The sequence below is a fragment of the Streptomyces sp. NPDC004111 genome (genome assembly GCF_042874215.1).
Taxonomy (GTDB): domain Bacteria; phylum Actinomycetota; class Actinomycetes; order Streptomycetales; family Streptomycetaceae; genus Streptomyces.
The window spans coordinates 79,704-94,995 of the sequence record NZ_JBIAMU010000006.1; the positions used below are offsets into that span (position 1 = coordinate 79,704).

12 protein-coding genes and 1 pseudogene are annotated in these 15,292 nt (G+C 74.1%); 4 read left to right on the forward strand and 9 right to left on the reverse strand.

Annotated features, from left to right (window positions below):
- Window positions 1–80 precede the first annotated feature (80 nt).
- Window positions 81–2,258, reverse strand: a complete 2,178-nt coding sequence (locus ACFYVL_RS14415; protein WP_389244394.1) for a GTPase-associated protein 1-related protein — start codon at window positions 2,256–2,258, stop codon at window positions 81–83.
- A gap of 317 nt (window positions 2,259–2,575) precedes the next feature.
- Here ACFYVL_RS14415 and ACFYVL_RS14420 point away from each other — a divergent pair, with 317 nt between their 5' ends.
- The 4 genes from ACFYVL_RS14420 (at window position 2,576) to ACFYVL_RS14435 (ending at window position 6,433) form a co-directional block, all read left to right on the forward strand.
- The gene (locus ACFYVL_RS14420) at window positions 2,576–4,063 is read left to right on the forward strand and encodes an aldehyde dehydrogenase (RefSeq protein ID WP_389244396.1); all 1,488 of its coding nucleotides are present in this window, start codon (window positions 2,576–2,578) and stop codon (window positions 4,061–4,063) included.
- The gene (locus tag ACFYVL_RS14425; RefSeq protein WP_389244398.1) at window positions 4,060–4,839 is read left to right on the forward strand and encodes a gamma-glutamyl-gamma-aminobutyrate hydrolase family protein; all 780 of its coding nucleotides are present in this window, start codon (window positions 4,060–4,062) and stop codon (window positions 4,837–4,839) included. The genes ACFYVL_RS14420 and ACFYVL_RS14425 overlap by 4 nt, the downstream gene beginning before the upstream one ends.
- Before the next feature lie 30 nt (window positions 4,840–4,869).
- Window positions 4,870–5,460, forward strand: a complete 591-nt coding sequence (locus tag ACFYVL_RS14430) for a TetR/AcrR family transcriptional regulator (RefSeq protein ID WP_389244399.1) — start codon at window positions 4,870–4,872, stop codon at window positions 5,458–5,460.
- A 76-nt stretch (window positions 5,461–5,536) separates the two neighbouring features.
- Window positions 5,537–6,433: an NAD(P)-dependent oxidoreductase gene (locus ACFYVL_RS14435; RefSeq protein WP_389244401.1), complete on the forward strand. Its 897-nt coding sequence runs from the start codon at window positions 5,537–5,539 to the stop codon at window positions 6,431–6,433.
- Between the two features lie 31 nt (window positions 6,434–6,464).
- On the opposite strand, the gene ACFYVL_RS14440 is transcribed toward ACFYVL_RS14435, so the two are convergent.
- The 8 genes and pseudogenes from ACFYVL_RS14440 to ACFYVL_RS14475 all read right to left on the reverse strand — a co-directional run bounded on the left by ACFYVL_RS14440 (window position 6,465) and on the right by ACFYVL_RS14475 (window position 15,112).
- Complete coding sequence (locus ACFYVL_RS14440; protein WP_389244403.1) at window positions 6,465–7,037, reverse strand: MarR family winged helix-turn-helix transcriptional regulator; 573 nt, start codon at window positions 7,035–7,037, stop codon at window positions 6,465–6,467.
- Between the two features lie 159 nt (window positions 7,038–7,196).
- Complete coding sequence (locus ACFYVL_RS14445) at window positions 7,197–8,702, reverse strand: APC family permease (RefSeq protein WP_389244405.1); 1,506 nt, start codon at window positions 8,700–8,702, stop codon at window positions 7,197–7,199.
- Window positions 8,703–8,708: 6 nt separating this feature from the next.
- Window positions 8,709–9,557, reverse strand: a complete 849-nt coding sequence (locus ACFYVL_RS14450) for a fumarylacetoacetate hydrolase family protein (RefSeq protein ID WP_389244407.1) — start codon at window positions 9,555–9,557, stop codon at window positions 8,709–8,711.
- Window positions 9,558–9,572: 15 nt separating this feature from the next.
- Window positions 9,573–10,484, reverse strand: a complete 912-nt coding sequence (locus tag ACFYVL_RS14455) for a 3,4-dihydroxyphenylacetate 2,3-dioxygenase (protein ID WP_389244409.1) — start codon at window positions 10,482–10,484, stop codon at window positions 9,573–9,575.
- Window positions 10,477–11,943 carry an aldehyde dehydrogenase gene (locus tag ACFYVL_RS14460; RefSeq protein ID WP_389244411.1) on the reverse strand — a complete coding sequence of 489 codons (1,467 nt, stop codon included), beginning with the start codon at window positions 11,941–11,943 and terminating at the stop codon, window positions 10,477–10,479. The genes ACFYVL_RS14455 and ACFYVL_RS14460 overlap by 8 nt, the downstream gene beginning before the upstream one ends.
- 525 nt (window positions 11,944–12,468) lie before the next feature.
- Window positions 12,469–13,278 (reverse strand): acetoacetate decarboxylase family protein, encoded by an 810-nt coding sequence (locus ACFYVL_RS14465; protein ID WP_389244413.1) that lies wholly within the window; start codon window positions 13,276–13,278, stop codon window positions 12,469–12,471.
- 308 nt (window positions 13,279–13,586) lie between these two features.
- Window positions 13,587–14,774, reverse strand: a pseudogene (locus tag ACFYVL_RS14470) (NAD(P)/FAD-dependent oxidoreductase); the annotation flags it as partial.
- 149 nt (window positions 14,775–14,923) lie between these two features.
- Window positions 14,924–15,112 carry a ferredoxin gene (locus ACFYVL_RS14475; protein WP_389244415.1) on the reverse strand — a complete coding sequence of 63 codons (189 nt, stop codon included), beginning with the start codon at window positions 15,110–15,112 and terminating at the stop codon, window positions 14,924–14,926.
- Window positions 15,113–15,292 lie beyond the last annotated feature (180 nt).

Here is a 15,292-nt window from a genome sequence, read left to right on the forward strand (position 1 = left end):
CCCGCACAGCGCCGCCCGGCGACGGCCGCCCGGCTCGCCACCGCCGCCCGGCGACGGCCGTCCGGCTCGCCACCGCAGGCTCAGCGCCGCCCGAAGCGCCGGGCCAGCCTCCCGAAGGTGTTCCCGCCGGGGCGGTGCCAGGCCCGGAAGTCCGCGGCGTGGGTGCCGCCCGCCCGCTCCAAGTGGTCGCTCACCGCTGCGATCTCACGGCTGGTCATGTGCTGGAGCGCGGCCCGCAGCACCTCCTCCAGCAGCGCGGCCCTGGTGTCGTCCCACAGCGGGCTCGCCCCCGGGTCCGAGGTCCACGCGGTGAAGCAGTCGGCCAGGTAGGTGGGGGAGGTGCGGATCCTGTCCTGGAGCGCGGTGCCGCGGGCCGCCGCGTCGTACGCCGCCAGCAGGTCGGGGTCGGCCGAACGGGCCAGCGCGCTCAGCTCGCCCGGCGGGCGCTGCTCGGCCAGCAGGTCCCGCGCGAGCAGGCCGAAGACCCGCTGGAGGACGGTGGGCTCCACCGGGTGGGCCGCCGAACGCAGCGTCAGGGCGGTGGCCACCGGGCCCGCGCCCGCCCGGCCCTCGGCCAGCGACTCGGCGAATTCGAGCAGCCGCAGCGCACCCAGCTGACGGGCGTCGATCTCGTGCGGGAAGCAGCGGATCAGGTCGGCGGCGAGCGGGGTGACGTCCGGGTCGTCCGCCGGGCCCTCCAGGGCGGCCCGGATCAGCTCCGGGTAGGTGCCCGCCGTGCGGTGCGCGTCGGACCCGGTCTCGCCGAGGATCCAGCGGGCCTCCTGCGGGGTCGGCAGGGCGTTGCCCGGCCAGACCAGCCGGAAGCCGGTGCGCAGCACCAGGGGCTCGACCATGGGGGACACCCCGGCGGCCCGCAGCACGGTCTGCAGCGTGGAGTCCCGGTCGCCGCCCGCGGCCGAGGCCCCCGGCTGCGGGTAGGCCGCGCACATCCGCAGGTGCGGCAGTCCCTCCGGCTCGCCGGGCACCAGGTCGGCCATGTGCAGCAGACGGACCAGCGAGAAAGGGTTCTCCGGAGCCAACTCATCCAGGTGTACGAGGAGTTGGGCGTGCAGTGCGGAGTGCTGGGCCAGCGCCTCGCGGACGGCGGCGCTGCGCGCCCGCTCCGGGTCGGCGAGCAGTTCGTGGGCGAGCTGGCGGGCCAGTTCGGGGACCGCGGCGGGGTTGTCGTCCTCGGCGGCCAGGAGCGAGGCCAGCGGGGCCAGTGCCTCGGCGGGCACCTTGCCGTCGATGCGGACGGCGAGCCGCTCCAGGGCGTCCAGTTCGCCGTCCGGGCGGGAGCCGGGGACCGGTGCGCACAGCGCGTTCAGCAGGGTGGGCCAGTCGCCCGCGCTCAGCCCGTCGGCGTGCTCCTCGGCCCACGCCGCGGCTTCCGTGCGCCCCCGGGAGTCGAGTGCGACCCCGGCGCTCAGCGCCGTCGCGGCGAGCGGCCCCGCCTCGAACTCGCCACCGTGCAGCGAGGGCTGGGCCGCCGCGCGCTTGAACAGCTCCGGGCGCCCGGCCAGCCAGATCTGTGCGGCCACCTGGGCCCAAGGGTCCGCCGGCGCGGCGGCCTCCGCCCGGTCGCCCGGCTCCCGGTCGCCGGAGTCCGCGGCCCGGTGCACCCGGAAGTCCGCCGCCGGGAAGACCACGTCCGGCGAGGTCCCGACGATCTGCTGGAGCGCGTGCTCCGGCCGCTCCGCGTACGTGGTGAAGGTCAGCCCGTGCGCGTGCTCGCGGGGGAGCGCGGCACCGAGCACCGCCACCCAGCGCGCGATGTCCGCGGGGTCCTCCTCGATCAGGACCACCTGCTCGGCCCCCGGGTCCTCGCAGAGTCCGCGCACGTCCGCAAGTACGCCCGCGAGGCGCGCACCGCACGAGGCGGCGAAGCCGGCCAGCCCGTCACGGTCGAAGAAGCCCGCCGCGGGCGTCAACAGCTCCAGGGCGGGCGGCGGGTCGCCCTGGGCGGGCGGCAGCTGCGCCCAGCGCGGGGAGTCCCACGCGGTGACCGGCAGCGCGCCGCCGGGAAGTCTGGTGCCGGCCGGGAGGTGCACGGCGTGGGTGTAGGCGCCGCCGGTCTCCGGGTCGGTGGTGGTGCGGCTCAGCAGGCGGCTGCCGTCGCCGAGCCGGCTCAGCGAGAACGCGCCCGCGGGGAACGCCGCGAGCACCTCCTCCGCCTCGTCGAGCAGTTCGGGCGGAACGTCGGGGCCGACCGCCGTGAACCCGGCGGCCGAGGTGTAGTGAAGCTGGGCCAGGCTCATCGGTCGTTCGCTCCCTTGTGTGTGAGGCAGGTGGGTGGGGCGACAGGGATGCCGTGCCCGGTTCGGCTCGTACCCCGTCTCTCGTCTGTCCAAGATCACTATTCCCTGCGACGGACCAATACCAGCAGATCCGGGCGTCGTGTGCTGTGGTTTGCGGGATTTTCATGCTCGTAAGAGGGGGTGAACGGGGGTGCCGCGACCCTTGTGGAGCCTCCGCGCTCCGCATATCGTTTGGACTCAAATGGAAACACGGTGGCACCGCTCCGCCCGTGCGCGCCGTGTCGCGCGGCACGCCGCGAACCCCGGAGGTACCCACGGTGGACATTTCGTACGAAGACTGGCTGCGGCGGGCGGGTGCCCTGCGGCACCCGGTCTGCCATCACATCGACGGCCGCGAGGAGCCGGGCGGGGGACGGGAGTTCGCCGTCGTCTCACCGCGCGACGGACGCGAACTGGCGCGGGTCGCCGATGCCGGGGTCGCCGAGGTGGACCTGGCCGTCGCCGCCGCCCGCCGCGCCTTCGACCGCGGCCCGTGGCCCCGGCTCGCCCCGGCCGAGCGCGGCCGGATCCTGCTCCGCCTCGCCGACCTCGTCGAGGCCCACCGGGCGGACCTCGCGCTGACCCTCAGCCTGGAGATGGGCAAGACCGTCTCCGACGCGTACGGCATCGAACTGCGCTCCCTGATCAGCACCTTCCGCTACTACGGCGGCCTCGCCGACAAGCTCGCCGACGAGTCCCCGCACACCGCCCCCGACGCCCTCGCCCTGGTCACCCGGGAGCCCGCGGGCGTCGTCGGCGCCGTCGTCCCGTGGAACTTCCCGCTCACCCTGGCCGGCTGGAAGGTCGCACCCGCCCTGGCCGCCGGCTGCACCGTCGTGCTCAAACCCTCCGAACTCTCGCCGCTGTCCGCGCTGCTGCTCGGCCGCGTCGGCACCGAGGCGGGGCTGCCCGACGGCGTGCTCAACGTCGTCGCGGGCGACGGGCCGACCGCCGGACGCGCCCTCGGTCTGCACCGGGACGTCGACGTGCTCGCATTCACCGGATCCACCGCCGTCGGCCGCCACTTCCTGCACTACGCCGCCGAGTCCAACCTCAAGCGGGTCTGGCTGGAACTCGGCGGCAAGTCCCCCAACATCGTCCTGCCCGACGCCCCCGACCTGGACCGCGCCGCCGCCACGGCCGCCTGGGGCATCTTCTTCAACCAGGGCGAGATGTGCACCGCTCCCTCACGGCTGCTCGTGCACTCCTCGGTCGCCGACCGGGTGGTGGACGCGGTCGTCGAGAAGGCCGGCGCGCTCCGGGCCGGCGACCCGCTCGACCCGGCCACCGAGATGGGCCCGCTGGCGGGCGAGGGGCACCTCGCGCGGGTGGCGGGGCATGTGGCCGCCGGGGAGGCCGACGGCGCCCGGCTGCGCGCCGGCGGGCTGCGCATCCACCGCGAGAGCGGCGGCAGTTACTACGCGCCGACCGTCTTCGACCGGGTCGACCGGGACTCCCGGCTCGCCCGCGAGGAGATCTTCGGACCCGTGCTGTCGGTCTTCACCTTCGACACCGTCGACGAGGCGGTGGCCCTCGCCAACGACACCGACTACGGCCTCGCCGCCGGACTGTGGACCTCCGACCTGGCCACCGCCCACCAGGTCTCCCGCCGGCTGCGCGCCGGAACCGTCTGGGTCAACTGCTACGAGGAGGGCGACCTCACCGTCCCGTTCGGCGGCATGAAGCAGTCCGGCAACGGCCGCGACAAGTCCGCGCACGCGCTGGAGAAGTACACGGAGCTGAAGACGACCTGGATGCAGCTGTGACGGCGGTCCCGGCGCGGCTCCGCCCGCTGCTCGCCGTCCCCAACCGCTTCGCCGCCTCCACCTCCGCCCTGCGGTACGCCGCCGAGGTCACCGCCCGCGCACTGGTGGAGGCCGTCTGGCGGGCGGGCGGCGAGCCGTTCATGCTGCACCCGCACGCCCCCGGCGGCATCGCCGACCCGGCCGAGGTGGCGGCCCGGCTGGCACGCTGTGCCGGGGTGCTGCTCCCCGGCGGCGGCGACCTCGCCACCCACCGCTACGGCGCCGCCGACACCCACCGCAGCGTGTACGACGTGGACGACGAGCAGGACGGCTTCGACCTGGCCGTGGCCCGCGCGGCCCTCGACGCCGGGCTGCCGCTGCTCGCGGTCTGCCGCGGCCTCCAGGTCGTCAACGTCGTCCTCGGCGGCACCCTGGAGCAGGACATGGGCGGCCCCGAGCACGAACACCGCCACCTGGTGCACCCGGTGACCTTCGCCCCCGGCTCCACCGTGGCCCGCGCCACCGGCGCGCCGAAGGCGGAGGCCTCCTGCTACCACCACCAGCGCGTCGACGTGCTCGGCGCCGGTCTGCGCGTCACCGCGCACGCCGCCGACGGCACGCCCGAGGCCCTCGAACTCCCCACCGCCCGGGGCTGGTTCCTCGCGGTCCAGTGGCACCCGGAGGACACCGCCGCCACCGACCCGGCGCAGCAGGGGCTGTTCGACGCGCTGGTCCGCGCGGCGGCACGGACCAGCGCGTCCCACCCATCCATTGCGTCCTGCGCAATGGATGTTTAACAATCGTTCCAGAACGGCTAGTCTGCCGTCATGTCACCTCGCCCCCGCGGCTTCGACCCCGACCAGGTGCTGGAAGCGGCCATGGTCACCTTCTGGAAAAAGGGCTACGAAGCCACCTCCGCCCAGGACCTGGTCGACGGCACCGGACTCGGACGCGGCAGCCTCTACCACGCCTTCGACAGCAAGTACGGCCTCTTCCAGGCGGCGCTCAAGCGGTACGACGCCGAGCGCACGAGCCGGCTCGTGGAGGTCCTGGAGCGCGGGGAGGGGCCGGCCCGCGACCGGATCCGCGCGGTGCTGCTGGACGTCGTCGCACAGGAGAGCACCGAGCCGCCCGCCCACCGGGGGTGCCTCGCGGTCAACTCCGCGATGGAACTCGCGGGCCGCGACGCCCGGGTCACCCAGTACGTCCGGGACACCTTCGCCCGGGTGACGGACGCGCTGACCGTCTGCGTCGAACAGGGCATCGCGGACGGCTCGCTGGACCACGAGGGGCCGCAACCCGGCCTGCGCGCACTGCACCTGCTCAACTCGATGTACGGCCTGCGGGTGCTCGGCAAGGTCACCGACCGCGCCCGGCTCACCGCGCTCGTGGACCAGATCCTGCCGCCCGCGCCCTGAAGTCCCGCGCGCCCGCGCCCCGGTCCCGGGCCGTCGCGTCAACCGCCATGATTCGCACACCACTTGGAGATCCCCCATGAGCACCACCCCGCCGGTCGTCGCGGTCCTCGGCACCGGAATCCTCGGTGCCCCCATCGCCAGGAACCTCGCCCGGGGCGGCTTCACCGTCCGCGCCTGGAACCGCACCCGCGCCAAGGCCGAGCCGCTGGCGGCCGACGGGGTGCGGGTCGCCGACACCCCGGCCGACGCCGTCGACGGCGCCGACATCGTCCTGACCCTCCTCAACGACGGCCCCCGCGTCCTGGAAGCCGTCCGCGCGGCTGAGCCGGGGTTCGCCCCCGGCACCGTGTGGGTGCAGGTCAGCACCGTCGGCGAGGAGATCGCCCAGCTCGCCGAGTTCGCCGCCAAGGCCGGCCTGACCTTCGTGGACGCCCCCGTCCAGGGCACCCGGCAACCCGCCGAACAGGGCAGGCTCGTCGTCCTCGCCGCCGGCCCCGAAACGGTCCGCCCCACCCTCCAGCCGCTCTTCGACACCATCGGCTCGCGCACCGTCTGGGTCGGCGACGACGGCGCGAGCGGCGCGGCCAGCCGCCTCAAGCTCGTCCTCAACACCTGGGTGATCGCCCTCACCAGCGGCGTCGGCGAAGCCCTGTCGCTGGCGAAGGGACTCGGCGTCGACCCCCGCCACCTCGTCGACGTGGTCTCCGGCAGCCCCATGGACAGCGGCTACTTCCAGGGCAAGTCGGCCGCGATCCTGAGCGGGGACTTCACCCCCAGCTTCTCGGTCGACAACGCGGCGAAGGACGCCGGACTGGTCGTCGAGGCTGCCGAGCGCGCCGGGCTGCGCCTGGACGGCACGGCCGCGGGCCGCGACCGCTTCCGCAGGGCCTCCGCGCAGGGCCACGGCGGCGAGGACATGGCGGCCGGCTACTTCGCCAGCTTCGAGGGCCCCGACAGCGAGCCGCGGGACTGAACCGCCCCGCCCCGCCCGCCGGGCCGGGGCGTCACGGCTTCGCGCGGCGCCCGCTGCGGCGCGGCGCGGGCTGCTCGCCGTTCAGCAGCTCGCGCCGCCGCTCCTCGCCGTGCTCCTCCACCTGGACCACGATGCGGCGCAGCGCGTCCGCCGTCCGCTTGCACTCGTCGATGTCCAACCGCTGCGCCACGAAGGCCTCTTCGGCGTTCAGCTCGGGGAACACCCGGCGCATCAGCCGCTCGCCCTCGTCGGTGAGGCTCAGCAGCACCCGGCGGCCGTCGGACGGGTGGTCGGTGCGCCGCACCAGGCCGCGCCCCTCCAGCGTGCGGGCGACCCCGGTCAGCGTGCCCTTGGAGATGCCCGCCTCCTCCGCCACGAACCGGGTCTCCTGCTCGCCCCAGATCCACACCACCCACAGCACCACGAACGCGGTCCAGGTGAGATCGGCGCTGCGCAGCACCGAGTTCTCGAAGTGGCTGCGCACGGCGGCGGCGGCGCGGTGGATGTTGGCGATGACCGCCATCTGCTCGTGCTGGATGGGGATGCCGCCGAGCTTGGACTCGACCAGCTTCTCGGTCTCGACGATGGAACGCTGGCCGGGCACGGGCTCTCCTTCTGCGGGTTGCGGATGCGCGGGCTTCGGGTGTGCGGGCTTCGGGTGTGCGGCAAGTGGCAAGTTGTTCGTTCGGTACCAAATTGTACGGGTGGCCGGAACCCCTGGTCAGGGGCCCGGCCGTGCCGATTCCCGCAGAGTCCGCACAGGTCAGCGACGCACCTTCGCCGCCCGCCTGGCGTACGGCAGCCGGGAGAGCCCCGCGCACAGCAGCAGTGCCGCCGGAACGGTCAGCGCCAGCCACGTCGCCGTCGCCGCGCTCCCGCCGATCAGGGTGGGGAAGTTGTCGACCACCAGCCAGATCGCGCCCGCGATGCCGAGGGCACCGAGGAGGGGCGCCAGGAAGGTGTTCCAGAGCCGGGTGTCCTGCCGGGTCCTGCGGAAGAAGACGATCACCGCCAGCGAGGTGAGGAAGTACAGGAAGGTGATCGCGAGCGCCGCGACACCGCTGAACCAGGAGAACATCGTCAGCACCGGGTCCTTGTCCAGCAGCACGAACGGCAGCATCAGCGCCACCGCCGTCAGCGTCTGCACCAGACCCGCCGCGCCCGGCGAGTGCCGCTTGTTGAGTACCGACAGCCTGCGCGGCAGCAGCCCGTCGCGGCTCAGCGAGTAGAGGTAGCGGTTCGCCGAGTTGTGGAAGGCCAGGATGCCCGCGAAGAGGGACGTGGCGAGGAGCACCGGCAGGACGTCGTTCACCCAGTTCCCGAACTGGGCGGCCACCGGCGCGAAGACGAACGCCGCCCCGTCCCCGCCCGCCAGCGCCGCCCCCGCCGCCGCGGCGCTCTTCGAGGCGCCGTACGAGGAGATCAGCATCCAGGTGGTGAAGGCGAAGAAGCAGGTGACCACCGCGACCGCGAGATAGGTGGCGCGCGGCACCGTTCTGCGGGGGTCGCGGGCCTCCTCCCCGTAGATCGCCGTCGCCTCGAAGCCGAGCATCGAGGCGAGCGCGAACACGAGCGCCACCCCGGGGGCTCCCTGGAGCAGCGCGGACAGCGAGAAGGACGCCCCCGGATTCAGCCCCTCCGGCCCGCCGCCCTGGAAGAGCGTGACGACCCCGAACGCCAGCAGGATGCTGAACTCGGCCAGCACGAACACCGTGAGGATCCGCGCACCCACCTCGATGCCCGCCACCCCGAGCAGCTGCACGACGGCCATCGTCACCAGCGCGCAGACCCACCAGGGGACGTCCAGCCCGGCGTGCGCGGAGAACAGGCCGCTGACCGTCGCCCCGTACAGGCCGTACATCGCGGCCTGGACGACGTTGTACGCGAGCAGGGCCACGCCCGCGCTGCCGATGCCGGCGGTGTGCCCAAGTCCCTTGCCGATGTACGCGTAGAACGCGCCCGCGTCCACCACGTACCGGCCCATCGCGACGAAGCCGACGCAGAACAGCAGCACGACGGCGCCCGCCACGGCGTACATGGCGGGGGTGCCGGGGCCGTTGCCGAGGGCTATCGCGATCGGCGCGGCCCCGGCGATGCCGGTGAGCGGGGCCTGGGCGGAGAGGACGAAGAAGAGGATGCCGAGAGCCCCGAGGGCGCCCGGCTTGAGGCCGCGGGGCCCGCCGCCGTCCCGGGCCGCGGGAGGCGCCGGAGTACTCGGCGCGGCGGCCCCGGGGCCGTTCGCCGGGTCCTGTTCGCGTGGAGGTGTCATGGCGGATCAGCCCCTCTTCGGCGGGCGGACGCCGCGGAACTCCCAGTCGCCGCCGAAGGCAGTGGAAACGACCTCCTCCGACTCGGTGGGCTGCGCGCCGCAGTCGCTGCGGACGGGGACGGGGCCGGACACGATGTGGTTGCTGAGCGTGCCGAGCCCCTCGGCCTCCACCTCGACGACGTCGCCCGGCCGCACGGGACGGGAGTTGGCCGGGGTGCCCGAGAGCAGCACGTCGCCCGGGTACAGGGTGATGGTGCGGGCGATGTCGGCGACCAGGTAGTGCATGTCCCACTCCATCTCGGCGGTGGAACCGTCCTGCACGAGGACGCCGTTGACGTACGTACGCAGGTACTTGTCGCGGAAGTCCCAGTCGGTGACCAGACCGGGGCCGAGCGGGCAGAGGGTGTCGGAGCCCTTCACGCGCAGCATCGAACCGGCGTCGGTGTCGCGGAAGTCGTGCAGCCCGAAGTCGTTGCCGACGGTGTAGCCGGCGATGTGGGCGGCGGCCTCGGCGGGGGAGACGTTGCGGGCGGTGCGGCCGATCACGATGGCCACCTCGCCCTCGTAGTTGAGGTACTTGCAGCCCTCGGGGCGGACGATGGCGCCGCGGTGCGCGTTGAGCGCCGAGGTCGGTTTGTGGAAGTAGGTGGGTGTCGGGGCGAGCGCGATCCGGAACTCCTCCACCCTGCTGCGGTGGTTGAGATGCACGGCGACGATCTTGGACGGGACCACCGGGGGCAGGTGGTGTGCCTCGGCGGCCTTGACCCGGCGGCCGTCGGCGGCGACGAGTTCGTCGTCCTCGCGGACGACCTGGACGACGGCGCCGTCGAGCAGGATGCGGCGGTACTCGGGCATGAGCGGGCTCCTGGGCTACTGGTGTGACGCGAGGGACGTACGGGGGGCGGTCCAGCCGCCGGCCGGGCGGTCGAACCAGAGGTGGACCTGACCGGTCCCCACAGCGTTCTCGTACTCGCTGTAGCGGCGGCCCGGGGCGGTCCAGTTCTCCTCGCCCAGCGCGCCGGCCAGCATCAGGTAGTGCCCGAACCGGGCCTCCGGCTTGAACCGGGAGAACTCCGGCATGGTGCGCAGGACCTCGTCGTGCCGCCCCTGCTCGAACCAGGCGATCCGCTCGCGGTCGGCCTCGCGCGCACCGGCGCTGAAGATGTGGCGCGGGTCGCTGGACTCGTGGGCGCGCAGCTCGCGCAGCGGCCAGAAGGTGTGCGAGAGCGCACCGGAGGCGATCACGATCACCCTGCGGTCGGTGGCGGCGACCGCGTCGGCGAGCGCCCGGCCCAGCCGCAGGTTGTCCTCGGTGTCCGCGGTCTGGCAGACCCCGATCGACACCCACCGCTGCCGGGGGAGCCCTTCGCCGAGGTACTTCCACAGGTTGACGGTGGCGTAGTGGACCGGCAGGCACGGGTCGTCGACCGGGGTGATCCAGGTGCCGTGCCGGTCGGCGAACCCGGCGATGCGGTGGGCGAGTTCGGGGTCCCCCGGATAGTCGTAGGGCATCCGGCGCATCCCGCGCGGCAGCTCCTCGGAGGTGAAGAGCCCGGCGCGCCGGGCCTGGGCGGCGACGACGTACTCGACGGTCGTCGCCCAGTGCGAGTCCAGTACCACCACGGTGTCGTGGTCGAGGGTCTCGAAGACCTCCTCGCGGAGCCTGCGCAGCCCGGGGACCAGGCTGGTCTCGTTGCCCTCGTTGAGCTCCTTGCGGGTCTCCTCGGGCAGGACGATGGTCGGGACGTGCGAGAGGAGTCCCGCGGCGACGATTTCACCCATGGTGCGTCCACCCTGCTTCCTGAGCGGTGACGGTGTTCTTGAGGTCGCAGTAGAAGTCGAAGCTCCAGGTGCCGCCCTCCCGGCCGACCCCGGACCGGCGGGAGCCGCCGAACGGGGCGCGCAGGTCGCGCACGTAGAAGCAGTTGACCCAGACGGTGCCCGCGACGAGGCGCGCGGTGACGCGCTCCGCGCGCACCCGGTCGCCGGTGACGACGGTGGCCGCGAGGCCGAAGCGGGTGCCGTTGGCGAGCGCCACCGCCTCGTCGTCGTCGGCGAAGGTCTGGAGCGTCAGCACGGGCCCGAAGATCTCCTCCTGAACGGCCTCGGCGTCCTGGGACAGACCGGTGAGGAGGGTGGGCCGGTAGTAGAGCCCGCCCAGCTCGTGGTGCGGGGCGCCGCCGAGGAGGGCGGTGCCGCCCGCCGCGAGCGCCCGCCGCACGAAACCGTCGATCCGCTCCAGCTGACGGGGGTGGATGTTGGGCCCGACGTCGGTCGCCGGGTCGCGCGGATCGCCCTGGACGAGGGCGCCGGCCCGTGCGAGGAAGCGGCGGGTGAACTCCTCCTCGACGGCCTCGTGCACCAGGAGGCGGGTGGCGGCCAGACAGACCTGCCCGGCGTTGTCGTACTGCTCCACGGCCAGCTCCACGGCCAGGTCGAGGTCCGCGTCCGGGAACACGAGCAGGGGAGACTTGCCGCCGAGTTCGAGGGAGGTGGGGGTCAGATGGGCGGCAGCCGCGGCGGCGACGCGGCGGGCCGTCGGTACGGAGCCGGTGAAGCTGATCCGGCGTACGTCGGGGTGCTCGACCAGGGCCTGGCCGGCCTCGGCCCCGTACCCCTGGACGACGTTCAGCACCCCGGGGGGCAGCCCGGCCTCGTGGGCGATGTCGGCGAGGAGGGACGCGGTCAGCGGCGACCACTCGGCGGGCTTGAGCACGACGGTGTTCCCGGCGGCCAGCGCGGGGGCGATCTTCCAGCTCGCCAGCATGAGGGGGGCGTTCCACGGGGTGATCAGCACGCAGGGACCGGCCGGGTCCCAGCTGACGTGGTTGCGGCGGGAGCCGGTGTCGAAGTCGGGGTGGGTGAGGCTGCCGGTGAGCCAGTCGGCGAAGAAGCGGAAGTTGTGCGCGACGCGGGGCATCACGCCGCGGCGGTGGGAGCGGAGGAGGGCGCCGTTGTCGTGCGTCTCGACCCGGGCGAGCTCGTCGAGCCGCTTCTCGACGCCGTCGGCCACGGCGTGCAGGACGCGGGCCCGGTCGGCGGGCCGGGTGCCCGCCCACCCGGGAAACGCGTCCCTGGCGGCAGCCACCGCGGCGGCGGCCTCGGCGGGTCCGCCGCGGGAGATCTCGGCGAGGGGGGTGCCGTCGATGGGGGAGTGATCGGTAAACGTCTCCCCGGAGAGGGAAGGCTGTCGCCGGCCATTGATCCAGTGCCGGGGATCTACGGGGGGAATGGGGGACATGGGGACTCCTGGGGGGTGGGGTGGGGCTGGCCGGGGCCGGTCTGTGTCGCTGTGCGGTGCGCCCCCTCCAGGGGCGCGGGGCTGTGTCACTGTGCGGTTTCCGCCGCGTGGGCGCGAGCGTGGCGTGCCCCGTCAGGGGCGCGGGGCTGTGTCACTGTGCGGCTGCCGCCGCGTGGGCGCGAGCAACACCCCGTCAGGGGCGCGGGGAACTGCGCGAGCAAGCACACTCCTCCCGCACACCCCCACCCACCCCTGGAGGGCCCGCCACCCGGGGTCCGGGGCGGAGCTCCGGTTTCGGGAAGGGGCGGGGTGGGGTGAGGCTCCGCGCAGCGGGCCACTCCGGTGCGGAGCAGCGGGCCGGGGCCGGGCGGGGCCGGAGGGTTCGGCTCCGCCGGGGGCCGCCCCCTTGCCCGCCCGTTCCGCCCCCGGGGGCGGCCCCGCCGCCCAAGGGGGCGGGGGAGCGAGCGGGCGGCCCCCGCTGTCCAGGTGGGCGGGGCCAAGGTGGGCGGTGCAGGAGAGGGGGATCTATTCCGCTCCCGAGGTGTTGGACTCCAACAGCCTCCCCCCGTCCCAACTCACCCCCACCTGCCGGAAATACCCCCCGATCAGCTCCCGCACCTCCAGCCGCGCCAGCTCCTCCGTCGGCGCCGCGAAGAGCCTCACCTCCGCGTCCGCCGACCACGCGGGGCCCGCCTCCGAGGACGCCGCCCCCGACTCCACCAGCTCGTCCAGCGCCAGCCCCTTCCCCTTCTCGACGGAGGGGAACCAGCGGTGGTGCAGCATCGGGTGCGCGTTGACGAACCCGCCCGTCGCGGACTCCTCCCGCAGCGTGAAGACGGCTTCCGCGAGCCGCCGGTCCGCCGCCGCCAGCGTCGCCCCGAAGCGCGCTCCGGCCTCGATCCGCGGCGCGGGACCGTAGGGGTGCGGCCGGGTCTGGTGGATCGATCCCAGCTTCTTCGGGTACCCCTGGTGCAGCCCCCGCACCAGGGCGAAGTCCTTGTCGACCCAGATGTACACGCACCGCGAGTACGTCCGCCCCCGGTACGCGCACCGGACGACCGCGAACGCCTCCCGGTACTGCGCCCGCACCGGGTCCAGCAGTTCCTCGCGCGAGGCCGAGCAGGACTGCCAGTCCGCCCAGATCAGCGCGACCGCGCCGGGGTCCTCGTCCGCCAGTTCCAGCGGCGCGGGCAGGAGTTCGCGTACCCGCGCGGGATCGGTCCGGTACTCGACCGTCAGCAGGTCGCCCGAGTACTGCCACGGCGGTGCCGGGATCAGCGACGACGCTCCGGTCGCCGTCTTGGGGTGGAAGAAGCCCCGAACAGTGCTGCTCACGAAAGCGCTCCTAGTGCTCCAGGGAAAAGGGGTCCGGAAGGCCGGTCCGCGCGGTCGCCACGGTCCGCGCCGTCGCCACGGTCCGCGCGGTTGGCACGATCCGCGTAGACGCCACGGTCCGCACGATCGGGGCGGTCGGCACGGTCCGCACGATCGGGACGGTCCACGCCGTCCGCACGGCCCGCACTGTCCGCACGGTCCACGCCGTCCGCACGGTCCGCACGATCGGGACGGTCACCACGATCCGCACGATCCGCACGATCCGCACAGCCGTAGCGCCCCCGCCCCGCGGCCCCGCCCACGGCCCGCGGCGCCGCGTCCAGCTCCGCCCGGCACGACGCCGCCCTGGCGACCACGGCGGGCCCGCCCAGCGCCACCACGCCGACCAGCCGGCCGTCCGCGTCGTGGTGCCCGGTCAGCAGGTCGCCGTCGCCGCCCGGATCGCCGTACCGCACCCGGACGTCGCCGCAGCCCAGGCCCGGCGCGCCGAAGGACTGGATCCGGTACGCGTACTGGTCGCTCCAGAACGAAGGCAGCGGCGCGAACGGAGCCAGCCCGCCGGCACCGCCGGCCAGCACCCGGGCGGCGTGCTTGGCGCTGTCCCCGGGCACCGACCAGTGCTCGACCCGCCGTGCCACCCCGTCGTAGCGGGGGTTGGGGAAGCGCGCCACGTCACCGACCGCGACCACGTCCGGCGCGCCCACCACCCGCAACTGCCCGTCGCACAGCACCCCGTCGCTCAGGTCGAGCCCGTTGCCCGCCAGCCACTCGGTGTTGGGCGAGGACCCGACGGCCTCGACGACCAGGTCCGCGGGCAACGGGGTCCCGTCGTCCAGTACGACGCCGTCGACGTGTCCCGCGTGCCCGGTGAAGCGGGCCACCGTCCGCCCGAGCACGAACCGCACGCCCTCGGCCCGGTGCCGCCGCAGCACCGCACGGGCGAGCAGCTCGCCCAGCGCCCGGCGCAGCGGCAGCGGTTCCGGTTCCACGACGGTGACCTCCGCGCCGGCGCCGCGCGCGGTCGCCGCGACCTCGCAGCCGACGAACCCGGCGCCGACGACCACCAGCCGGACCCCCGGCCGCAGGACCTCCCGTACGCCGCGCGCGTCGTCGATCGTACGAATGACGTGGCGGCCCTGCGCAGAACCGGGGCCGGGGCCCGGTACGTCGAGCCGACGCGGGCGCAGCCCGGTGGCCACGACCAGTGAGGCGTACGGCAGTTCCTCGCCGTCGGCCAGTCGTACGACATGGGCGGCCAGGTCCGCCGACACGACCGCGGTGCCCAGCCGCCACACCACATCGGCGGCAGCGGCCTTCGGGCGGAAGGCCACCGACTCGAAGGACGCCCTGCCCGCGAGGACCTCCTTCGACAACGGCGGCCGGTTGTACGGCATGTGGGGTTCGGCGCCGACGACCACCAGCTCCCCGGTGAAGCCCGCCCGCCGCAGCTGTTCGGCGGCACGCAGACCGCCGAGGGACGCCCCGGCGACGACGACGCGGCCGGTGGGCGGGCGGCCGTCCGCCCGGGGGCGGTCCGCCGTGCGGGGGTGGCCCGTGGCGGGCGTGCCACGTGTGGCACGCCCGCCACCCCCCGTACCCCTGTCGGCCGCGGTGCTCGACTCCTGACCGGTACGCACGTCGCGGCTCAGTCCTCGATGGTGATGGCCTGGAGCGGGCAGACGTCGGCCGCGTCCTCGATGTCCTCGCGCAGCGACTCGTCGGGCTCCGCGACGTACACCAGCTTTCCGTTGTCGTCGAGCCGGAAGACCTCGGGGGCCGCGAAGACGCACTGACCGTGGTCCTGGCAGATGTCCATGTCCACGACGACCTTCATGGGGCGTTCCTCCTCGGGGGAGTGGTGGGGCTGGAGAGGGGAGGTGGGGCGAGGGGGGTGGTGCGGTGACGACGCGCTATTTCGTTTGAGTTCAAACAAGTTAATCCCCGTCCAGCGGATCGGTCAACCACCCGGCGGGAGTGGGGAGTTGTGCGGCGGGGAATGTTGACGCGCACCCTT